This is a genomic window from Candidatus Thermodiscus eudorianus, assembly GCA_015521085.1.
GTDB lineage: Archaea > Thermoproteota > Thermoprotei_A > Sulfolobales > Acidilobaceae > Thermodiscus > Thermodiscus eudorianus.
The window spans coordinates 241983-264413 of sequence record WAOW01000004.1 but is presented as its reverse complement, the minus strand read 5'-3'; the positions used below and the strand labels follow the sequence as shown (position 1 = coordinate 264413).

General features: G+C 57.5%; 18 protein-coding genes and 1 tRNA gene. 10 read left to right on the top strand and 9 right to left on the bottom strand.

The genetic code is table 11. From position 1 onward, the window contains the following. Window positions 1-22 precede the first annotated feature (22 nt). Complete coding sequence (locus F7C38_02975; GenBank protein ID MCE4600513.1) at window positions 23-1759, bottom strand: ABC transporter substrate-binding protein; 1737 nt, start codon at window positions 1757-1759, stop codon at window positions 23-25. A 239-nt stretch (window positions 1760-1998) separates the two neighbouring features. Here F7C38_02975 and F7C38_02970 point away from each other — a divergent pair, with 239 nt between their 5' ends. The 3 genes from F7C38_02970 (at window position 1999) to F7C38_02960 (ending at window position 5652) form a co-directional block, all read left to right on the top strand. Continuing rightward, window positions 1999-3198: a GldG family protein gene (locus F7C38_02970; GenBank protein MCE4600512.1), complete on the top strand. Its 1200-nt coding sequence runs from the start codon at window positions 1999-2001 to the stop codon at window positions 3196-3198. 83 nt (window positions 3199-3281) lie between these two features. Next, window positions 3282-5504, top strand: coding sequence for a metallophosphoesterase (locus tag F7C38_02965; GenBank protein ID MCE4600511.1), 2223 nt, complete (start codon window positions 3282-3284; stop codon window positions 5502-5504). Between the two features lie 70 nt (window positions 5505-5574). After that, a tRNA-Pro gene (locus F7C38_02960) sits at window positions 5575-5652 on the top strand. 414 nt (window positions 5653-6066) lie between these two features. On the opposite strand, the gene F7C38_02955 is transcribed toward F7C38_02960, so the two are convergent. The 3 genes from F7C38_02955 to F7C38_02945 form a co-directional block, all read right to left on the bottom strand. Then, on the bottom strand, window positions 6067-6345 hold the full coding sequence (locus F7C38_02955; GenBank protein ID MCE4600510.1) for a PIN domain-containing protein: 279 nt from the start codon (window positions 6343-6345) through the stop codon (window positions 6067-6069). Next, window positions 6285-6488, bottom strand: coding sequence for a hypothetical protein (locus tag F7C38_02950; GenBank protein ID MCE4600509.1), 204 nt, complete (start codon window positions 6486-6488; stop codon window positions 6285-6287). The genes F7C38_02955 and F7C38_02950 overlap by 61 nt, the downstream gene beginning before the upstream one ends. A gap of 131 nt (window positions 6489-6619) precedes the next feature. Then, the gene (locus F7C38_02945) at window positions 6620-7084 is read right to left on the bottom strand and encodes a DUF1931 family protein (protein MCE4600508.1); all 465 of its coding nucleotides are present in this window, start codon (window positions 7082-7084) and stop codon (window positions 6620-6622) included. Window positions 7085-7212: 128 nt separating this feature from the next. Between F7C38_02945 and F7C38_02940 the strand changes: the two genes are divergently transcribed. After that, window positions 7213-8916: a DUF505 domain-containing protein gene (locus F7C38_02940; GenBank protein ID MCE4600507.1), complete on the top strand. Its 1704-nt coding sequence runs from the start codon at window positions 7213-7215 to the stop codon at window positions 8914-8916. A 102-nt stretch (window positions 8917-9018) separates the two neighbouring features. Here F7C38_02940 and F7C38_02935 read toward each other — a convergent pair whose 3' ends face one another. Together F7C38_02935 and F7C38_02930 are read right to left on the bottom strand one after the other, a co-directional pair. Further along, complete coding sequence (locus tag F7C38_02935) at window positions 9019-10674, bottom strand: hypothetical protein (GenBank protein ID MCE4600506.1); 1656 nt, start codon at window positions 10672-10674, stop codon at window positions 9019-9021. 333 nt (window positions 10675-11007) lie between these two features. Then, window positions 11008-11328, bottom strand: a complete 321-nt coding sequence (locus F7C38_02930; GenBank protein MCE4600505.1) for a DUF2175 domain-containing protein — start codon at window positions 11326-11328, stop codon at window positions 11008-11010. Window positions 11329-11427: 99 nt separating this feature from the next. Between F7C38_02930 and F7C38_02925 the strand changes: the two genes are divergently transcribed. Continuing rightward, window positions 11428-12594 carry an MFS transporter gene (locus F7C38_02925; GenBank protein ID MCE4600504.1) on the top strand — a complete coding sequence of 389 codons (1167 nt, stop codon included), beginning with the start codon at window positions 11428-11430 and terminating at the stop codon, window positions 12592-12594. Here F7C38_02925 and F7C38_02920 read toward each other — a convergent pair. Then, window positions 12591-13562: an AbrB/MazE/SpoVT family DNA-binding domain-containing protein gene (locus tag F7C38_02920; GenBank protein ID MCE4600503.1), complete on the bottom strand. Its 972-nt coding sequence runs from the start codon at window positions 13560-13562 to the stop codon at window positions 12591-12593. The two genes, F7C38_02925 and F7C38_02920, sit on opposite strands and share 4 nt — an antisense overlap. A 278-nt stretch (window positions 13563-13840) precedes the next feature. Here F7C38_02920 and F7C38_02915 point away from each other — a divergent pair, with 278 nt between their 5' ends. Together F7C38_02915 and F7C38_02910 are read left to right on the top strand one after the other, a co-directional pair. After that, a complete protein-coding gene (locus tag F7C38_02915) occupies window positions 13841-14080 on the top strand; it encodes a hypothetical protein (protein MCE4600502.1) in 240 nt (79 codons plus the stop codon). An 18-nt stretch (window positions 14081-14098) separates the two neighbouring features. Further along, window positions 14099-15646: a sodium:solute symporter family protein gene (locus F7C38_02910; GenBank protein ID MCE4600501.1), complete on the top strand. Its 1548-nt coding sequence runs from the start codon at window positions 14099-14101 to the stop codon at window positions 15644-15646. Here the strand turns inward: F7C38_02910 and F7C38_02905 are convergent. Both F7C38_02905 and F7C38_02900 read right to left on the bottom strand, forming a co-directional pair. Beyond that, entirely contained in the window at window positions 15643-17301 is a 1659-nt protein-coding gene (locus F7C38_02905) for a hydantoinase B/oxoprolinase family protein (protein ID MCE4600500.1), read from the bottom strand. The two genes, F7C38_02910 and F7C38_02905, sit on opposite strands and share 4 nt — an antisense overlap. Before the next feature lie 6 nt (window positions 17302-17307). Further along, window positions 17308-19350 carry a hydantoinase/oxoprolinase family protein gene (locus tag F7C38_02900; GenBank protein ID MCE4600499.1) on the bottom strand — a complete coding sequence of 681 codons (2043 nt, stop codon included), beginning with the start codon at window positions 19348-19350 and terminating at the stop codon, window positions 17308-17310. A 346-nt stretch (window positions 19351-19696) separates the two neighbouring features. Here F7C38_02900 and F7C38_02895 point away from each other — a divergent pair, with 346 nt between their 5' ends. Genes F7C38_02895 through F7C38_02885 form a run of 3 tightly spaced genes read left to right on the top strand, consistent with a single transcriptional unit; the run spans window position 19697 to window position 22426 of the window. Continuing rightward, window positions 19697-20443 (top strand): ECF transporter S component, encoded by a 747-nt coding sequence (locus F7C38_02895; protein ID MCE4600498.1) that lies wholly within the window; start codon window positions 19697-19699, stop codon window positions 20441-20443. Then, the gene (locus tag F7C38_02890) at window positions 20427-21710 is read left to right on the top strand and encodes an ATP-binding cassette domain-containing protein (GenBank protein MCE4600497.1); all 1284 of its coding nucleotides are present in this window, start codon (window positions 20427-20429) and stop codon (window positions 21708-21710) included. Before F7C38_02895 ends, F7C38_02890 begins: the two co-directional genes overlap by 17 nt. Further along, entirely contained in the window at window positions 21707-22426 is a 720-nt protein-coding gene (locus F7C38_02885; GenBank protein ID MCE4600496.1) for an energy-coupling factor transporter transmembrane protein EcfT, read from the top strand. Before F7C38_02890 ends, F7C38_02885 begins: the two co-directional genes overlap by 4 nt. Window positions 22427-22431: the final 5 nt, after the last annotated feature.

The window sequence follows — 22431 nt, the reverse complement described above, 5'->3', positions numbered from 1 at the left end:
GGGTGTGGATGTAGCCTGGGGGCTACTTCTTCACCACGAGGTATGCTGCTACGACTATTATGAGCAGCCCGACCACGATGGCTGCTATCTTACCGCTGGACAACGCCTTGCCCTGGCCGGTCGTGGTCGTCGCGGCTGGAGCCGTGGTTGTAGCGTGTGTGGTTGTAGCCGCGGTTGTCTGGCCCGGTGTAGTCTGCGCGCTGGTCGTGGTTGCCGCTGTGGTTGTCGTCTGCGTGGTTGGCGGTGGCTGGCTCAAAAACTGCTGCAGCAGCTGGTATGCCTCCTGGTACCTCTGCCTGGCCCCGTCTTCCCACTCAGACATGAGGGCCTGGTATATCGACTGCTCTCCTATCTTCTTGCTTATCTTTATAGCGTAGTCTAGGGTGAAGGTTGTCTCCTGCCCGGTTAACGGGTCTTTGAACTTGAATGGCTTCGTCAGGGCATCTACCAGCTGGTTGAACTGGTCCTTGGTTATCTTGCCGTCTAGGTATGCCTTTGCGATCTCGGCCCAGACTGATTGGAGGTCGTCGTGGGCGTTGACCAGGGTCGCCTTGAAGTAGAACTGCATGGGCCTCTCGGTCAGCCCGGCTATGGTCTCGTTGAACTCTATGCCGGGGGAGCTGGTCGCTATGTTATAGGCCTGGTGTAGGTCCTGCCTCTCCTGGCCTAGCTCGGTGTCGAACACCTTGGGGTTTATGGGTAGCCTGTTTATGTCGGGGTCGAGCCAAACCTGCTGCCCGCCGTACTCGCTGAGCACCCATGCCACGAAGGCGGCTGCCTGTACAGGGTGTTTAGTGCCCTTGATTATCGCTATTGGGTCGGCGTTCACGATCGTGAGGCCCTTGGGGAGCACGTACTCGCAGTCGGGGTTCTGGTGCATCGCTGTATAGCCGTAGAAGTCTATGGTTATCCCAGCTGCTATATCGCCCAGTATGACGGCGTCCCTCACGCCGCTGCTTGAGTCGAAGATCTTCGAGTTAGCCGCCATCAGCGTGAGGATCCTCCAGCCTTCGTCCCACCCGTATCCCTGGAGTATGATCTCGTACATCCTAGTGTTGCTGGTGCTCATGGTCGGGTCAGCGACGCCCACGAGCGGAGTAGATGGGAGCTCCTTGGCGAACTCTGGTTTGGTCAGGTCGTCCCACTTCTCCGGGACCGGTAGGTTGTATTGGTTGAGGACTGCGTGGTTCACTGTTATCCCGAAGCTGCTTATGGCTGCTCCGACCCAGTGTATGAGGCCGTCGCTCCCCTCAAGATATGTTGGCACGCCGGCAATCTCCTGGGGTATCTTGGTCATCTCGTATAGGATCGCCTGGTACTCGGGGTGCGCGTTAACATCTAGGGGTTCCAGGTAGCCCTTGCTGTCTATGTAGTTGAAGAGGGTTGGCCCGCCGCCCCATGCAACGTCTATCGGGTGTCCCTTCTCGATGCTTCTCTTGATATAGGTCTCCCAGAGCTCTGGGCCGGCCGGGACGAATATGATGTTCTTTATCCCGAGCTCCTTCGCGACCGGCGATTTGAGGAACACTTCACGCGTCTTCTCCTGGATCGTCTGCTCGTGCCTCGTAATCACAATCAGGGTGACGCCGTCCTCGTGGGGCAGGCTCTTGAGGTAGCTGAGCCAGGGGTAGGGCTCGCTCGAACTACCCCAGGGCCAGTTGGAGTTGGATTGCGCGTGGAGCACTAGTGCTAGGGGCAGGGTCGATACCGCCACGAGGAAGGCTAGGAGCAGGGAGGCTGATACCCTGTACTTGTCCACGGCCATCATCCTCCACGTAGTCAGTTGCGGGTATAGTGTGGAAATAAGGCTTACCAGGCCTCTTCAGAGACGGCTGGGGGGCTATACAGTAATACCCTATACCTGGGGTATACGCTCCGCTAATACCCGGGGTATTCCTAAGCCCGTCTAGGAGGTCGCCGGGGGCCCGGGGCTAAACCCTTTATAGCTTCTGTGGGAGACCCTCCAGAACCGAAGAATACTAGCTGGGTGGAAGGTCTATGAATTGGAAGCTAGCCTCAAGCCTGGTCCTGCTGGCAGTACTCTTCGCCGCCCCTCTGGCCTTCAACAACATGTCCCCTGCCGCCGCGCAGTCCAATACTATCACGGTAGCGGTCGACCTATCGCACGGTGAGAGCGACAAGTACCTCGGCTACATCCAGGGTAACATAACGTTCGTCAACTGGGTGAACATAACGGAGGGACCCATAACCACGGACATGCTGCAGGGCGTCGACGTCTTGATCCTAGGCCAGCCCACGATAGCCTTCTCGCCCGACGAGATGGACGCTATAGCCCAGTGGCTCGCGAGCGGGAAGAAGGTACTGTGGGTCGCGGGCGACAGCGACTATGGGAGTGGGAATGCCACGCAGGTGTATGTGAACGACCTCCTAGAGTATATTGGCGCGAAGCTGAGGGTCGAGTACGCCAGCTTCTACGATGACATACACAACGCCCAGAGGTTCTACAGAGTTCTAGTCCACGTACAGGTAGACAACAACCCAGACCTGGAGACCAGCATGATAGCTGAGGGTATAACCAAGCCCATACTAGCCCACGGCCCGGCCCCCCTGATCTGGGTCGACGACGAGGGCAACCCACACGACCCCGTGACAGAAACCTTCGACGGCCTGATAAGGATACTATGGAGCTATGACACCGCCTACATAGGCGACAACAACCCGCCGCTACCACTAGTCTACGACCCGATACTCTACGGCCACGGAGCCGGGAACTTCACATTCGTCTTCCTAGCAGCAGAGTACCATCCCGACACCAACGACGTTATAGTTGTAAGCGGAGAGTCCCCCTACGGAGACTACGAGCCGACGTGGAGCTGGGAATACTATGGCGTAGCCCTCGACGGCCCCAAGTTCGTGACCAACATGATCAGCTGGTTCAAGACCCTGATAACAGAGGTATTCGCCGCTACCGCCCCCTCACAGACTGTGACTGTGACTAAGACGGTCACCAAGACGAGCACTGTAACCGTGACTGAGACCACGACTAAGACAGAGACTAGCGTCAAGACCACCACCGCTACAGTCACCGAGACCACGACGGCGACCGAGACTGTGACTGAGACCACAACGTCGCCTACCACTGTCACCGTGGAGAAGACTAATACTGGCTTGGTGATCGGCGCCGTTATACTGGTGTTGATAATAGTGGCGGCGGCCGTTTACTTCCTAAGGAAATAATATTTTTTCCTTTAATTATTAATTCCTGTATAAACCCTTATATCCTAGCCGGGCAAACCCACTAGGCCCCGGGGAACAAGAAAATGACCAAGAGACCCCGCGTAAAACCCCTACTCCTAGCAGCCCTACTCCTCATCCCAATAATAATACAAGCACCAATAACACACACCCAACAAGGAAACGCCACACTACCAAACATAAACAAGGAAGCATACCCCAACCCACTCTACAACATAGGGCCAGGAGCACCAGCCATCGCAGGACCAGGAGAGACCGTAACCATAACCCTGAAACCAGAATACTCCCAAAGGCAAGTAACAGGCATAACACTCATCCAGGTAAAACTCGGCGAAACAGGGCTAGCCCTAGTAAAGGTGCAACCACAAGTCCAACAGATAAACGAGACATCCTACAAGATAACGCTGCCGAGCGACATAGAACCGGGACTCTACGACATGCTTATCAGCCTAGACGATGGATCCACCCTGGTATCGGCTAGGAGCCTCTGGGTCCTCACACCAGACAGTATCGGGGACGTCATAAGATTCGTGCACATGTCAGACCTACACTACGGCGCCGGCACCCCCAGCCCCGAGATAGGGCAGATGAGGAGGTTCACAGGCCTGCTACTAAGCCAGCTAGTGGGTGCGAACGCCATACTCGATACGGGCGACGAGGCCGACACGCAGGCGCCGCAGCAGTACATGAACTCTCTGGCATTCAGGTATGACTTCGCCTACCCGGTGCCCTTCATACTCAACCCCGGCAACCACGACTACCCCAACGGCAACTTCTTCAAGTACTATGAGAAGACGATGGCGTACTTCACGATAGGAGGCAAGATACTGATAGTGTACATAAACACCGACGGCGAGAACGGGTACGCCGACTGGAGGAACCTGCAATTCCTCAAGCACGTACTCGAAGAGTACAAGGACCTGCCCTACAAGTTCGTCATGATGCACCACCCAGTCTTCTACTACCAGGGACAACTCTACACGAGGAGCGATACCAACTCCACCATACTGGCGAACCCGAGGGAGGCGAGCAACAGCGCCATAAGCTACTACTGGGGGAGCAACGTTACTGCAGCGAGATACTTCCTGAGGCTCTGCGAGGACTACAATATAACGCTCGTGCTGGCAGGCCACATACACAGGGACCAGTACGTCGAGTTCCACTCGACCAGGACCGGCACTGTAACTCGGTTCCAGACAACCACCACGCTAGCCCACGGAACAGGCATATACCAGGGCCTACAGGTGTTCGACTTCAACACGACCTCCGGCGAGATCACCTACCCCCTAGCCCCGCCGTGGTTCATAGGGTACAAGAACTATTCGAGGACCAAGGTGTACAACTCGATACCCATAACTAGGCCCGAGTACTCTGAGAACTGGAAGCCCGACAAGTTCGGCGACACCTTCTTCTACGGGACTATAAGCCAGGGCAGCAAGGCCCTGGTGATAACTCTGGAGAACATGCTACCATACCTCGACGTCGACAAGACCGTGCTAATATCACTGCCGTGGCCTGCCGACTACCCGGTAAACCTGGAAGTCCTAAACACGACTGGCGGGTCCGCAGAGATAGTGGACCAGCTAAGGGTTGACGAGCTGAACAGGACCTTCATCGCACTACACGTCAAGCTACCGCCGAAGACGACTGTGAAGTTCGCCCTTTACACGGTAGAAGACAGCGAGCCGCCAACCATAGAGTTGAAGACGACCATACCGAAGACGCCCAAGGTCAACAAGACCATAAAAGCCTACATCAAGATAAGCGACGAGGGCTGGGGAGTAAGCAACGCCGAGGCAACGATAAACACGTCCACTGGCAAGGTAAAGGTGTTCAAGTTCGAGAAATACTCTGGGACAACCTACCTGGCCAAGTTCATAGTAGAGTCAAAGTACAAGGCCACGGTAACCATAACAGTCGAGGCAGAAGACTACGCCGGGCACAAGACGGCGAAGACACTAACAATAAACCTAGCGGGGCCAGAACCCCCGCCACCACCGACGACGACAACCACCCCACCGACAACAACCACAACTACAACCCCGCCACCGACAACCACGACGACCCAAACAACCACGACAACATCACTCACATGCACCACTACAAGCCAGCCACCTCAAGAAACCACATCCACAACGCCACCAGCCACGACGACATCCACAACAGCCCAGCCACCAACCCCAACCACAACAACCAAAACCGAGGAGAAGAGCACCGCCGGGCTCGCAGCAGTAGCCGTAATAATACTAATAGTGATAGCAGCAATAGCACTATACATGCGTAGATAGAGAGGGGGACCCTCCAGGCAACCACCCCTTCTTTTTAAATCCCCGAGCCAATCAACTCTAAACAACGGATGGGGCCGTCGTCTAGCCTGGCTAGGATGCGGGGCTTGGGCCCCCGTGGTCCGGGGTTCAAATCCCCGCGGCCCCACCACCAAAATACGGACCTCTCTAACTGTATTCTTTCCGAATAGGTGCCGAGACCCACCACGCTACCATTTTCGGACCAGCGTATTGGCGTGTCTGCTATGGAGTTAGTCCAGCATTATGCTGTCCCTATCCTCTCAGCACATTCTAGCACATCTACAAGGATGGAGACATCTATGCTCTATGAACTTTACAGGGATTGATGACTATCTCTACAGGGCTAGAGCATCCCTTGGTGTGAAAACTTTTATTTTCAACCTTTCAAGGTTCTCTCTTTCGTAGTCGTTTATGTTCCATGTAAGGATTATTACGTCCTCGTACATTCTCTGAAGGTAGAGGGCTAGTGCTACGAAGGGCGCATCGTCCGGGTCTTGAACATACTTTAGTGCTACTTTTATAAGGGGTTTAATGGTATTGCTCTCTATTGTCCGGACGCTCGATAGAAGTAAGGTGAGCAGATGCCTCTGCTTTGCGGGGGAAATTCCTTTTTCCGGGCCAGGTACTCGGTTTTCTTGGTTAACTCTTCGAGAAGCACCTTAGGGGCGTAGAGATCTGCCTGGTCTTCCAGAAGCATTATAACCCTCCTAGTGAAGCCGCCTGGCCTTATTAGCGATGATATTATAACGTTGGTATCCAGCACTATTGCTGGTTTTCTAGTAGTTCTTTCCTTAGCTTCTTCTTCACCTCCTCTTCTAGCCATTTAGCTTCTTCCTCCGTAATTCCCAGCCTAGCTGCTAGTATCTCGATGAGGGCTAGTCTGATAGCCTTGGATAGGGTTTTCTTATCCACTTCCAGCTCACTCGGTAGCTCTACCTCCACTAGGATCCTCCTACTCTCAGCCATTACTCCACCCACGTTACTGGTTCTGTTGCCAGCCTTATATTCACCATATTCATAAACACGACGGGAAGGATCAGCTCTAGCATCGAGCATGAAACTATCCGTGATACATCATCTATGGTGTTATACGCGTGTTAGATTGTTAGGTCTAGTATCTGTTTCGCCTTGTTTATGTCCTCCTTGCTTGGCTTCTTTACCTTGGGGTCTACTAGCTTGATTATCCTTCCGAGTAGGAGTAGCATTGTAGCTGTTAGGTCTTGGAGGTTTTCCCTCACGGTGTCGCCGATGACTAGACCGGCTATCTTCGCCTCTAGGTAGTCTATTATGGGTTTGAGGTCGAGGCGTGGGTCGTTTAGCCTCTCCCTCTCCCTTCTATACCAGTTTATAGTCTCCTTGAGGGCCAGCGTTAATGGCAGGTCTATCCATTCTACTATGTCGCTTCCCCGGGCGTATGCCCTCTCCAGGCCTGCCCTGAAGAGGTCCACTAGTTTGCTTGAGGCGACGTCGATTATCTCCTCCGATCTCCCCTTGTCGAGGTCCATGCCTAGGAAGACCCTGTATAGGGCTTCTAGCCTCGTGTATCCTACTATCCTTGTCACCGCGTGCTTCCCTCTAACGGGCTATGTGTTATACATGGGAATTTAATGATTTGGTTCTGTATCTCCTATCCATTATTAAACCAATAGGTTATAAGAACCATAGTATACCAGGAACCCGGTGCGGGACAATGGTCATGAGGGTATCACAACGCCTACTCAAGGCACTGGAGGCCTCCATAGACAAGGGCTACTTCAACTACAAGGAATACGAGGAACTCCTCGGCGGCAGGGAGGAGGCACTCTACACCCTCCTAGAAGGCTACGCCCTGGGACTATACAGGATAAGGGGAGAGGAGGAGTTCGAGATACGAGCCGAAGGCCTAGAACTACTAGAGGCATGGACAACCGCGGGGAAGCCCCAGGTAGACCCATGGATAGACTCCAGGATATACACCATGCTATACACGATACACTACAGCGGCACGACGCCAGACGAGTGGAAGCCCATACTAGAAGACAGGGGTCTGATAGGGGGAGACGGGCTCACGCCGGCAGGCGAGAAAGTATACCAGCTAGCCCCCAGGCTAGACAGGGGCCTAGTCATAACAAAGTCAATGGCGAGGGCACTGGCAAAGGCTCCCGACGGCCCAGCGCCAGGAAAAGACTACGGCAGATACCTGCCAGTATACGAGGCAATGGGCCTCGTAGTGGGGACCGTCCCCCTAAACCCCTACTACAGCCTCACACTACCAGGCAGGCTCCTATCCAGGGCCATGCGGAGGCTAAACCTCGACGCCCCACTACCCAGCATCCTCAACCCAGCAGTCCTAAAGGCACTGCAAAGGCTGGAAGATGGAGGAGAACTCACGCCGGAAGAGAAGACCCTGCTAGGCACGCTAGGCTACCTGAAGCCCACGGGCACACTCGACTATCCCGGGAAACTAGTGCTAGAAGCCTACAAGAGCCTGAGAAAGACGCGCCTCAGGCCCCCAATGGCACTCGCCTCCCAGGAGGAGAAGCTAGTAAAGGCGGTAAGGGATGCCGTGAGGGAGGCGCAGGAGAAGCCAAACCTGGTGCCAGACAAGGACTTGATAGCAAAGAAGTACCGGGAGCTCACGGGCGAGGACCCGGGAGCCAGCCTAGGACTAGACCTGATGCACCTAGAAAGTATGGGCCTTATAGAAGAGTATAGTATAGACGAGAAGCCGGCCTACAGGCTAACACGACAAGGCGAGAGGCTAGCCGAGGCCCCCGGGCTCGGCAACGGCAGCCCCGCTCCGGCGGTGAAGGCGATAACATACCCCTACGCCCTCCTAAGCCCCCACCTCTCATGGGTCGAATCAGCTAGAGAGGCCGGCTTGGTAGGAGCCGGAGGACCTACCCGCAAGGGAGAGGAGCTGGCAAGGCTAAGCAACACGCCGAGAATACCCCTCCTGACGAGGCCAGAGGCAAGGGCGCTGCAGAGCATACCGGATGAGAAGAGCGTGAGGAGGCAGACGCTATCCTCGCTACTTGAAAGCATGGGTACAGACCCGGAGAGGAGCCTGGAGAGGCTTGAGGCGCGGGGCCTAATAGAGACGCTGCCCGACAATACGGTAAGGCTAACGGGGCCTGGCCGCCTGGTTAAGCTTGCACTACTGGGGGTCCCCGATGGGATAGCCACGCCGATATACCCGGCCCTCATAAGGGTACTCATGGCGGTAAACCAGCTAGGCACAGAAGACCTGGCTAGGATCGTCAACTACACGGGCCTCACCCTGGGGACCGTGAAGGACGCGCTAGTGATTGCGAGGACCGCCAAATACCTGGGCAAGAAAGGAGGATTGACTAGCGCGGGCCAGGCGCTGCTGGAGGCGGTAAGGCAGTTAGCCATGGAGGAGGCGACCCTCTAGCAGGGAAGAACGGGTACCCCCAGTCATTATTTTCCTTCCCGGCTTTAACCTGGGGTTTAGATAGGGTTGGAAAGAGGGAGGGGGTTCTAGTTGATCCTGGCTCTATCTCTGTCCGGGCCATGTGTTGAGCGTGGTTATCCGTGCTACTATCGAGTCCCCGATCCTGAATACAACGGTATCATGCTCTGGGTGGGTGAACTTCATGGAGCCGCTGGCGACGAGCATTACCTCCCCGCGCTTCTGGCCGAATAGTCTTGAGAGGGTCCTAACTCTCTCGCGAGTGCATTCTGCACTGGATCCGTTCTCGGCGATGTATCCGAGCACCTCCACGGCGTCGGTCAGTTCCCTGATATAGATGCTCGCCGGGTAGAGTGTCTCCGTCAACAAGTACGCGCTCCCAGTGAAGCTCACCTTGTGCCTCTCCACGCTCAGCCTGCTCACCCTTGACCCTCTAGCGTATCTTCTAGCCATGTTATAGACTAGTTTATAGAGTAGCGAGCTGTAAGGAGATCCAAAATGAGTTACTAGAGAGTTCTGGGGGAGGGGCTCTCCGCAGAGTATATGCGATACGAGGTCCTCGACCCTCTCTACGCTAATGGAGGTAAATAGCATCTTGATAATCTTCACTAGACCTGACACGTCTATTCTCAGCATCAGGCCCAGCTTCTCCAGGGACACGACTATTTCATCTAGCCTCAACTTCCCGCCTGCCAGTTTCCAATGGGAGCCTATAACGACTGGTTCGAGATCGTAGTTCCGGGAGGGGATAACCCACTGCCTGGTATTGGGCTCACCGTATCCCCTGTTTAGGAATCGCTGGAAATTCCGGTAATCTGACCATACTATGAAGAAGATTCTATACTCGTTTGGGTCTAATATGCGTAGACCTGCTGTGTATGATTTGATTACCTTCGAGCTCTCATACTGTTCCTCGTTTAAGGCGATATCAAACATTTCCCGGCCTGACATATACACCCCGAGGTCTTCTAAAGTCGAGTAGAATGCCCTCCGCAACGCATCCGAGACCGCCTCGTTGATAGACGAGATTACCCCTGCTGGGGTGTTTGACAGAATAGACCTGGTGTGGTATTCGAGTAGACCCTTCACTAGCTGGGCAGTATTCCTCTCTAGGATGCTCTTTATCTCGTTGGCTACTAGCTTGCTATAGACTCTACAGGAGCCCACTAGTGGAGCGGCCAGTATGTCCACCACAATATCGCCCTGAACCCTGACAGATCCAGTGTCTCCGGGGTATTCCCAGTAGTGGTAGTCGAACCCCATGAGACTGCGGATTACCTCTGAGTCGAGGCTGTCCCTGCACCAGTGAATGAGGGCTTCATGGGTTGGCGGTAGCTGGTGTACGAACATCTTCCCAAGCCCCCAGTCTTCGCCTATTATGGAGGCGCTCGGCTGGTCGAGGTCGACCCTAGAGGCCTGGCGGATTATCGGTTCTATCCCGTTGATCGCCGTCTCGCTTGAGATGCTGGCTTTGCTTTGGGCGAGGGCTTTCAGCTTGTCGGTGTAGCCGCTTAAGACTTCTAGGAGCCTGGACCAATGGCCCTCGACCCGGCTGGGGTGGTATACTAGTATGTATTCGCCTAGGTCGACTATTCTCAGCGAGCCAGGCTTGTAGCTCTCGGCGAGTTGCTTAAGCCTATCGGCGTGTCCCTCTAGAAACATCTCCCTTATAGAGGGGGAGACGTCTGGGTCCCTCGCTAGCTCGCCTAGTATACCAGCTATATCCTGGGCTTCTAGCATCGAGGGGCACCTCCAGGGTGCGGGTTCTTGATAAATGGGGTGTTAGGGTGTGGGCTAGTCGAGGTCGCTTCTCCTTTCGAGGAACTTGTATTCTATACGGGTCTCGATCTCCTTGTGCTTGCGTTCTTCCTCGACTTCCCGGGTGGTCTTGGCTTCTGATAGTAGGGGGTTAGGGTGTGTCAAGGGTGGTCGACCCGGTTTACACTGGGGTAGCGCTGTATATATAGGTTCGGCCGTCACAGTATTTGTTATAAATATGAGGATATATTTGGATTAATAGTGTATTCTGTTTGGACCCTATACAATAATTACAGCTGGCGTCCCCCGGGATCCCTACACTGGCGCCTTCTCGTGGAGGAGCCTCTCCAGCCTCTCAGCCAGCTCCTCTATCCTCCTCCTAGCCGATAGGATCTCCTCCCTCAACTCGTCGCTCGCCGCGATCCTACCCGCCTCCTTAAGCCTCACAATAGCGTAAGTGAGCACCTCGTTGGCGTCCATCAACGCCATGACGTCGCGCTCGGCGTTAGAGGCCTTTACACGCTCATAGTAGCACTCTATATGGACATACCCTTTGCCCGGCACGAAGAGGAACCTCTGGCCCTCGATTATATCCTGCCCACAGAGGTGGCATTTCCACTTCCTCAAACCCTTCAACTAAAACCACCACGCCTATATCAATGCAGGCCCCCAGCTTAATATCTCGGTATATGCCTCCAGGCCCCCAGAGAGAAGCGTCATCCCCTGGGTTGCATGATGGAGAGGAACTCAGCCAGGCTAAGGCTAGTAGCGCTCTACACGGGGCTCGTCGTTGCGAGTGTAGCCGTGGGTATCGCGAGGCCCTCTATAGCCTTCTACCTCCGATACAACCTGGGCGCGTCGATGCTGGCCGCGGCTGGGCTGACGAGCGGGTTCATGACGGGTAGATCGCTTGCAAGCCTCCTGGCGGGCCTGATAGGAGAGTACATCCCGGGCTACAGGTGGCTCATTGTCCTGGTGGGCCTACTCGCCTCCGGGTCGATACTGGCAGTACTCATCCCCGGGTCCAGCGATCCGGGTAGTGTCGTGGCCCTGATGGTCGTGTGGGGTCTTGTCTCGGGCCTCATATGGCCCTCGCTGCAGGTCGTGACTAGCGAGCTCGCCGGGCCCAGGAGCGGCTTGGCTATGAGCGTATACTTCGCGGCTGGGACCCTGGGTATAAGCCTGGGCAACTGGCTCTTCGGCGTCCTGGACAGGCCAGTGGTGGAGCTGGTAAGGGCCGGTGGCTTAGCCCTGGCCTCCTCCGGCGTGCTGCTGGCCTTCTCGTCATATGGAGTAGGGTATAGGAAGGGGTATGGTCTTGGCAGGGCTATAGGAAGGGTCCTGGACCCTGTTATACTATGGGTCATACTCTCTGCATTCACGCTCGGCTTCCTCGGGGGCATCCTCAAGGAATACTTCTACCTCTACACCCACGAGGTCTACGGGATATCCAGGAGGGCTCTGGGAGGCCTGCTCTTGCTAGGCGGGGTTTCCGCCGTCATAGCCGGGCTTGCAGCCGGCTTCCTATCGGACCGGTTCGGCGTCGCCAGGGTGCTCTCGGCCATAGTCCTGGCCGCCGGTGCCTCAGCCATAGTACTGGGGCTATCGCCCGGCACAACCATACTGGCCCTGGCCTATGTAGGGGCAGTGGTAGGGGCTAGGGCTAGCATGCCATTGACTAGGAACGCCGCTATAGCCGGGGGAGTCGGTGGTTCCATGGTCGTGGGCGTGTCTAACATGGTGTCGGGGCTTGGAATGGTTGCCGGCCCTCTCCTAGCGGGGTACCTGTATGAGGTGTCCAGGGGCTACTCTGGGCTACCCTTCATAGTCTCGGGCGTACTCTTGTTTATGGTGCTGGGCCTGTATATTGGCGTGGTTAGGAAAGGGTATGCGGGCTCCTAGCCCTGGGACTTCCTAGTGGAGACCTCAGTTATGACCCTGCATATAGCCACATAGTACGCTATTATTAGCAATCGCACTATGTCGTGGAGCTTCCCAGCCAGCACGGCCGCCTCCCTGGAGTCGGCGTTTACCATGAGATCCTCGGCGAGCTTCCTGGTCTCGGCTACGATGGATTGCAGGTCTACTAGCCTCTTCACGCTCGGGTTGGCTAGGACCCGGAAGAGGAGGTCCCCGGAATTCTCTATCCCCTCGATTATCTTCATCAGTTTATCCATGTCCTCCCCGCTTAGGCCCTCCTTGACTAGCTTGGGGGCTATCTGAATGAGTTCCTGTAGCAGGTCTAGCGCGAAGCCGGCGTAGCTTGTTGAGAGGGCCGTTTGGTAGGTCTTAACACCGCCCTTCTCGGAGTAGGTCGCGGCCAGGTACCTCAGTATGATGTAGTGTGTCCTAAGGAAGTTGGTCCGCGCTATGTTGAGCTTCTCCGCCACATCCCCGCGGTCTCCTGTGAGGGCTTTCCTGAGCAGCTCTGACGTCTCCCTCACGTTGACTGAGAGGGTTCTGAGCAGCTTGGGTATGTCTATCTTGGAGGGGTCCAGTAGTACCTCGATGCGGACGTTATTAGAGTCGACGCTGTCATATATCTGGAGCCCCATGAGGTTCAACACGAGGTACTTCGCCTCGTTTATCGCTTCGCGGGAGGGGAAGACTACCTCCGCCTCGGATATAGAGGATAGGTATATGCATAGCGGCGTCGAGGCCGCCAAGTTATCGGGTATCCGAGAGAGGTCCAGGCGTACCGCCCTCGTACCCTTCCTATCGACGGGCTTGATCTTGATCCCATCATCCTCGTCTATAAGCATGACCTGGGCTCCGGGCTCCAGCCCGAGCTTCCTAGCCCACTCCTTAGGTAGGGTCACGACCAGGCTACTGGTCCCGACGCGCTGTATACGCCTTATCTCTATCTCCACATTCTTTCACCGGCACGCTATAGGGGCCCGGTTAAAGCGTATCCCGCCAATAACACCCCCACTAGAGGGTTTTGTTAAAAAGCTTTTAATATTTCGTCCGTAGTAACGTGTAGCCTCGCCATACTTAAGATGAGAGGCGGGACGTCCAGGGGAGAGGGGTATTATCCGGGGAGCATCCCCCCACTCCGTCTAGCATCCACGTGCATAGAGTAACGATTATAACCCGGGTCCACGGGATAAACCGGTTATTATAGAGTAGAGTCCCAACGGTGGGACCTATGACGGAGAGGGTCATCGAGGAGATAGAATACAGGCTCTTCTCCAAGCCAAGCCAGGTGGCGGCACTAGTGTTCTACCTAATAGCGTCGATCCTAATGTACCTAGTCTACCTAGACCCCATAAACAAGCCCGACCCCTCGATAGGTGGGCTGAGCACGGCGTTCGCCTACAGCATACTGGTATGGGTCCTTCTGATGGCCAGCGTCTTCTACGCGGCGCTAGTCGCATGGGCGGACTAGCCTGGGGGTGGCTAGTGGATGGAGGCGTGGCAGTGGGTTACGACGATAATCATACTCTACTCGCTCATAGTAGTCGGCCTGGGCTACGTCGCCTGGCGGAGGTTCAAGAGGACTGTAGAGGACTTCTTCCTGCTCAGCAGGAGGGTCGGCTTCCTAGTCCTATTCCTCACGCTAGCCGCAACCTACCACTCCGCCTTCGCGTTCCTAACCAGCGTGGCAGTATTCTCGTCCTCGGGTATAAGCTTCTGGGTGGCGGCCAGCCTCTGGACCACTCTAGCAGCGGTAGCCGGGTACGTGCTGGGCGTTAGGTTCCACAAGATAGGCAAGGCCAGGGGCCACATAACCCCGGCCGACCTGCTCTCCGACTACTATGAGAGCGAGGCCGTCAGGCTGATAACGGCGATAACCCAGGCCACCTTCGTGATCGCCTACATGGTGGTGCAGGCTATCGGGCTCGGCATCATACTGAGCGTGGGTAGCGCCGGTAAGATACCATTCGAGTGGGCCAGCCTCTTCTTCATGGGCGTGACCATCTTCTACCTGGTCGTCGGCGGCAACAGGGCCGCCTTCTGGACCGACGCCCTACAGGGCGTTTGGATGTACATCGGAGTCTGGGGCGCAGGCCTATACATACTCTACAAGTTCTTCCCAGGGCTAGGCGGGCTAATGGACCAGGTCAGGCAGGTCAACCCCAAGCTCCTAACCATGAACTGGCCGGTGGACCTGGCTACAAGCTTCATCATAGTATTCAGCGTGGGAGTCATACTCCTACCCCACATGTGGCTCAGGTACTACTCGGCGAGGGACAAGACTACACTTAGGCTGAGCAGCGCTGGTATGGCGCTATACGTCTCAAGCTACTACATACCAGCCGCCCTAGTAGGCCTAGCCGCCGCCGTGTTCAACGCGACCGGCCTAGTGATAGCCGGCAAGACGGTGCTTGAGCCGGGATTCATACAGGCACTCGTCAAGACCTACGGCAGTAGGGACGCCGTGATGGCCTACATGGTATACACCCTAACACCACCAGTCTTCGCGGGCTTCCTACTGGCCGGGGCCGCCAGCGCCGCTATGAGCACGCTAGACAGCCTCCTGGGCGCGACGAGCATGGTGTTGACGAGGGACCTATACCAGAGGTACTTTAGGCCGAAGGCAAGCGAGCAAGAGCTGGTGCTGGTGGGCAGGCTCTGGATAATAATCTGGGGCCTGATAGCCTGGTACTTCACAATAAAGAAGCCGGGACTCATATTCGATATCGTAGCCCTGAGCGCCAGCGGCGCCCTCCAGTTCCTGCCGGCAGTCATAGGAGCGGTGTTCCCCTCCAAGAGGGCGTGGTTCACGAAGGCTGGAGTCATAGCGGGCACCCTTGTAGGGCTGGCCGTCAACATAGCCCTCTGCAACAGGTTCCCCATCGCGGGCGCGCTGGGCATAACCGGGTACCACCCGGCGGTGGCAGGAACCTACGGGCTCATAGTGAACTTCATAGTAGCCCTACTAGTATCCGCTGTTACGAAGCCGGTGAGTAGGGAGAAGAGGCTGGAGTACTACAGGATACTATCGAGCTAGGGGGCCCTGTAACAGTATTTTTGGAGGGCCCTATCCAGGCTGACTTTTTCTCCCCTCACATCCCTCTCGACCAGGCTCCTATCCCTGGAGCAGGGGTCTCCGTAGCCGCCGCCGCCCGGGGTGTTTATGTAGACCGTGTCGCCCTCCCCGAGTGTCACGGAGGCCTTGCACCCCAGCTCCACTATCCCGCCGTCGCTCCTCACGACATAGTGGTTGGCTGGCTCACCACTACTCCCGCCCGCTAGGCCCCAGGGCCTGTGCCTGCACCTCTCCGCCATCACGGTTAGCGTCGCCCTTCCACGGGTCAGCTTGAATGCCCTGGTCACCCCGAGGCCTCCCCTATAGCGGCCTGGACCCTCGCTGTCGCCCCTCAGCTCGTATCTAACGAAGAGTACCGGGTACTCTTTTTCGAGCCTCTCGATCGGCGTGTTCAGCGTGTTAGTCATGTTGGTCTGCACGCCGTCAACCCCGTCCTTCACCGGCCTGGCGCCCTGGCCGCAAGCTATGGTCTCGTAGAAGGCCCACGCCCTGCCACCGACGCGGCCCCCAATCATCACGTTAGTCATAGTGCCGCAGCTAGCGGCGGGAACCCTGCCTGGGAGGGCCATGGACAACGCCCTGAAGACCACGTCGGCGATCCTCTGGCTCGTCTCCGTGTTCCCACCACTCACGGGAGCGCCGGGGTAGGGGTTCACCAGGCTGCCCTTAGGGGCGTTGATCGACGCGACCCTGAAGAAGCCGTGGTTAACAGGCATCTCCGGGTCGATGGTGGATTTGAGGGCGAATATCGTCGCGGCCACGGTGACGCCGTATACAGCGTTTATGGGTTCCTCCACCTGGGGGCTCGTGCCCGTGAAGTCCACTCCTATCCTGTCGCCCTTGATGGATAGGGTTGCCTTGATCACCGCGTCCCCGTCTCGCAGCTCCATGTAGTCCTCGGCGCTCCACTCGCCCTCCACGCCCAGGCCCTCCACCTTGCTCCTGGTATACCTCTCGGTGTAGGATAGTATCTCCTCCCAAGCCTCCAGCAGGGCGTCGACCCCGTACCTCTCGGCCAGCTCGACTATACGCCTCTCGCCGACGTTCAACGCGGCGATCTGCGCCTTCAAGTCGCCCTCGAAGTATGCCGGGGTCCTGACGTTGGCCTTCACGAGCTCTATTATATCATCCCGTAGCCTACCCCCCTCGACGATCTTAACCGGGGGTATCACGATGCCCTCCTGCAGGAGCTCCCTGGCACCACCCCCAATGCTCCCCGGTATCATACCGCCTACATCCACGTGGTGGGCCTTATCGGCGACGATCGCCACCATGGTTCCTTTGATGTATACTGGCTTCATGAGGGTCACGTCGTTCAAGTGGGTGCCGGCTAGAAAGGGGTCGTTAGCCATCACAATGTCGCCCTCGCCCAGCTCGACGCCCTTCTCCGATAGCCACCTCATAATGTTCTCGACCCCCACAGCCATGCTACCGATATGCACTGGTATGTGCTCGGCCTGGGCCACCAGCTCCCCCCTAGGCGAGAGTATAGCGCACGTGTGGTCCAGCCTATCCTTTATATTCGGACTGTAAGCGGTGTTCCGGAGGACAACACCCATCTCCTCGCTGGCATAGATCGCGGCGTTCTTTATGACCTCAACCGTCAACCGATCCACCACGAATCACCCCACTATGACTAGATCCCCCAGCTCATCCACGACCCCGCGATACCCGGGCGGGACCACGATAGTGGTATCACTAGCCTCGACGATAGAAGGTCCCTCCACCACAGATCCAACGCCTAGCCCCTCCCTACGATAAACCGGGGCCCTATACCATCCCCCCTCAAAGAACACGTCCCTCTCACCAACAGCCCCGCCGCGGCCCTCGGAGACGGCCTTGATAACGGGCTTCTCGGTTACACCGATGGCATCTACCCTGGCTACGACCAGCTCAACCTCCTCCCCGGGGCTGCTGAAACCGTACCTAGCCTCGTGGAGCCTCTCGAAATCCTCCACTAGCCGGCGGATGCTGTCCCTGTAGGGGACCCTCAGCGTATAGGCTTGTCCCCAGTACTTCACGTCTACATACCTGAGCATCTTACGCCTCTCCACCGGGACGCCCTCCGCCTCCAGTATCCTGTTGGCCTCGGCCTCAAGCCCCCTGAACACCTCCTCCAACACGTCCTCTGTGACCTCGCCTGCCTTCTTGACGATGGCCCTGTGGAGGCTGTGCTTGTAATCGGCCACGAGGAGGCCTAGGGCGCTGAAGACGCCGGCGTAGGGTGGAATGATTATCTTAGAGACGCCGATGTCCCTCCCTATCTCGACCGCGTGGAGCGGGCCGGCGCCGCCGAAGGCGAATAGAGCGAACTCCCTCGGATCGTGGCCCCTCTCAACGCTAACCAGTCTAAGGGCCCTCGCCATGACCGTGTTGGCCAAGCCTATGATCGACCAGGCCGCCTCTACCAGGTCGATTCCGAGAGGCCTAGCTATCTTCTCCCGGATAGCCCTCTCCGCGAGGTCGACCCTAAGCCTCAGGCCCCCGGCCAGCTGTGTGGGCAGCCTGCCTAGGACTAGGTTTGCATCCGTTATAGTCGGCTCCATGCTCCCCTTACCGTAGCAGGCCGGGCCGGGATCGGCTCCCGCGCTTATGGGTCCTACCCTCAGGCCCCCGCCAGGGTCTATCCACGCTATCGTCCCCCCGCCGGCGCTCACCTCGGCCAGGTCTATGTGGGGGAATCGCACCGGGTAGCCGCTCCCCCTGACTAGCCGGCCCATGTGCACCTTACCGCCGACCTCGTATTCCTCGACGACCTCTGGCTCGCCGCCTATGATGCTTGACGCCTTGGCGGTGGTCCCGCCCATGTCGAAGCCCAGGGCCTTGTCGATTCCCAGGATCCTTGAGAGGTGTGCCACGGCGACGGCCCCGGCGCTTGGGCCGCTCTCTATGAATGCCGCTGGCCTCTCCAGGGCCTCTCTTATGCTTGAGACGCCGCCGCTGCTCTGCATTATCAGTAGTAGGCCTTTGAAGCCCCTCCTCCTTAGCTCCTCGTCGAGCTCCTCCAGGTACTTGGAGAGCACTGGCTTTAGCAGCCCGTTTACTACTGCTGTGCTTGTCCTCTCGAACTCCATGGGTTCTGGGTCTATCTCGGACCCGGTTACTACTATTGAGCCGGGGCATTCCCTGGCTATCACCTCCTTGGCGGTGGATTCGTGGGTGTTGTTGGCGTAGCTGTGTAGGAAGGATACTATGAAGACCTTGACTCCTTCCTCCCTGCAGAAGCGCCTGGCCCTCTCGGCTAGGTCTTTGACGTCTAGCTCCTCTATGATGTTCCCCTCAGCGTCTATCCTACCCGCGACCCCCACCCTGTATTCCCGTGGTATGAGGGGCTTGGGCTTCTCGTAGTTCAGGTCGTATAGGCTGGGCCTGTTCTGCCTCCCGATCTCTATGATGTCTCGGAAGCCCTTGTTGGTGAATAACACGGCCTTGGGCGGCTCTATGCCCATCTGGCCCAGGAACATGTTCGTGCCTATGGTAGTCGCGTGGATAAGGGTGTCTATGGTGTTGAACTCGTCTATGTTGGATGAGAGCCCCGATATGATCCCCACGACCGGTCTCCGGGGGGTGGTGGACTCCTTGTGAGTCCACAGCCTACCGCTCTCCTCGTCGAAGAAGACGAAGTCCGTGAAGGTGCCTCCCACGTCGACCCCTACCCTAACCAACCCGGGGAACACCAGGTGTGCATCTAGCTCCACGTCCCACCATGATGGGCTGGAGGCACTAAATAACGGTTAGCCCTTACACGGTTCCCTCTACCGCCGTAGGACCCAGGCAGACCTCCCGAGAGGGTCCCTCTCCAGGGAGGCCTCCTCATAGTAATACCGTCTCCTGCACGTGGAGCCCTGCTCCTAACCGGTAGCCGGCTATGTGGAGGTAATTACCTGCGTGTGTATAAGCCTTGCGTGTCTTTGCGAATCGTTTAGCAATTCTTAAAACCTATACAGCGGGGATCCTTAACATTGACGGTAGTCAACCCTCCTGGGGGCCGTGGATAAGGGTGTCGGCGCCGTGGCTAGAGAGGCGAGGAGCGAGGAGTCATGGATAAGGATAGCCGTGTACTCCGCGGTGTTCGCGGCCCTAGTATTCGCCGCCACATTGATAGCTGTTTCAACGCCGGTGACAGAGGGCTACTTCAACCTGGGCGAGAGCATGGTCTATACAGCAGCAATACTGGGCGGGCCGGTCATAGGCGGTATCGCGGGCGGAGTCGGGAGCGCCATGGCCGACCTCTACCTGGGCTACAGCCATTACGCCCCGGGGACCCTGGTGATCAAGGGCGTCGAGGGCTTCCTGGTCGGCTGGATATACTATAGGCTTTCGAGGCTCGACAAGAGGGTGCTCAGGAGGCTGGCCCTGCCCCTGGCCCTGCTGGTGGGCGGCGCGATAATAGTGGCGGGGGCAGTACTCTACGGGGCAATCTACGGCGGGGACACGGTGCTTGAGTTCTGGGGGAGGAGTATAGAGTTCTCCATACCCCTCTGGGCCTGGGCACTCGCGGGGCTAGCGGTAGGGCTACTGATACTCTACATCGTACTGGCCAGGGACCCCGCCTACTCCTCGGCGATAATAGCAATGCTACTAGGAGGGACCTGGATGGTCACCGGGTACTTCCTATACGAGGCCATAGTATTGGGCTTCGGCATAACGGCGGCGGCAGAGCTACCGGTCAACTTCGGGCAGGCGCTCGTAGGGTCTAGCATAGCGATAGCGATAGTCTCGGCGGTGGCGAGGGCAGGCTATGATAAAGGTGGATGACCTCACCGTAGAGTACGAGGGCGGCGTAGTAGCCCTCCGAAACGTCTCCCTGGAGGCGGGGCCCGGAGAGATAACAGTGCTATCGGGCCCCAACGGCGGGGGTAAATCCACACTCCTCAGGGTCATCTCGGGCGTGATACCCCACTACATAAAGGCCAGGGTAGAGGGCCGGGTAAGGGTAGACTCTGTAGACCCCCTGAGGGACCCCCACGGTCTGAAGAGGATCCTCCAAGCAACACAACAAGACCCCACAGCCCAGGTCGTCGGCCCCACAGTCTACTCCGAGGCCGCCCTAACCCCCAGCCTATGGGGGCTCCCCCCGGGAGAGGTCAGGGAAAGGGCGTTAGAGGCCCTGGAGACGCACGGGATACTACACCTCCGGGAGAGGCCCGTCCACAGGCTATCGAGCGGGGAGCTCATGAGGACGGCGCTAGCCGGAGTAACGAGCGTGAAGCCCAGGTACCTGCTCCTAGACGAGCCGACCAGCCACCTAGACGAGAAGGGCGTGGACTCCTTCCTGGAATCCATAACCAGGCTAAGGGAAGAGGGCATGGGCATAGTGATAGCGAGCCACAACCCCCGGATCCACAGGATAGCCGACAAGTGCTACACTATCAAGGTGGAGCTGAGGGAGGGGTGCATCGAGGGACCCCCGCTCCCGGAGAGGAAGAGGGTCCCCCAAGGCGTTACACGGGGAGAACCGGTAATCACGCTGGAGAGTGTCTCGGCCTCATACCCCGGAGCCGAGGAGCCAGCTCTAAGGGATGCGAGCCTGAGGATCCACAGGGGCGAGATGGTAAGCCTGGTAGGCCCCAACGGCTCTGGTAAGACGACGCTCCTCTACACCATAGCCGGGATCCTGAAGCCCAGCCGGGGAACGGTTAGGGTGGCGGAGAAGCCGGCCCTCCTACCCCCAGACCCCCTCCTAGTATTCTCCCGGGGGACCCTGCGGGACGAGCTGAAAGCCCTAAACACCGAGTGGGTCCCGGACTGGGCTTCAGGCCTGGTCGATAAGCCCCTGCTACGTATGAGTGGGGGCGAGTTGAAGCTGGCCAGTCTAGCCCTGGTAGCGGCGTCGGGCAGGAGGCTGTTATTGCTTGATGAGCCGACTGAGGGGTTGGATCCATGGAATAGGGCTAGGCTGGCCGAGGCTCTAATGGACTTGGCCGAGAAGGGCTACACAGTGGTCTACGCGACCCATGACCGAGGGCTAGCGGGGCTCGCCGATAGGGTATTCAGGGTGTCGGGCGGGGTGGTCTATGCTTGATACCATGGCTCCTCCAGAGGATTGAGGCCGCCTTGAACTACGAGGCTGGGAGGGGCCTCGTGTATAGGGCGCACGCTGGGCTCAAGCTTGTGGGGCTCGCCTTCTCCTGGGCCTCGGTCCTAGTAGCCCAGGGGCTGCCCATGCACCTGGCCAGCCTCTCGTATCCATTACTGCTCCACGCCCTGGCTGGCAGGGTTAAGGCTAGGTACGCCTTCATATCCAGCGCTGTGCCAGCGTTGTTGATCGGCGCGGCGGCCCTAGTCTTGAGCCCTTATAGGCCCTTGACCTTGGAGTGGCTTGAGAGGAGTATCGTGCTCACCCTGAGGGTCTACGCGCTCGCCTCGGCCGGCCTATTGACCTTCTCCACGACACCGCCCACCAGGCTGGCGGGCCTCGTCTCCAGGAGGTTCCCGCTCCTCCATGATACCCTTATACTGGCCTATAGGCTGGCCCCCCTCGCCACTATAGACCTTGCTAGGGCCTACGTGTCCCAGAGACTCCTGGGCAAGGGCGTGAGGGACCCTCTAGTCGGCGCGGTCCTTGAGGAGCTGTATAGGGCTAGGATGATCGAGGTCTCACTATACACTCGGGGCGTCGAGCCCGGGAAGCCTAGGTCGCCGTTGGATGACCCGGGCGATCCCGTGCTCGGCATGCTACTGGCTGGGGCTGGCCTCCTGGCCCTAGCAGTAGTCATCGCCTGGAGGCTGCTTGCCTAGAGTAT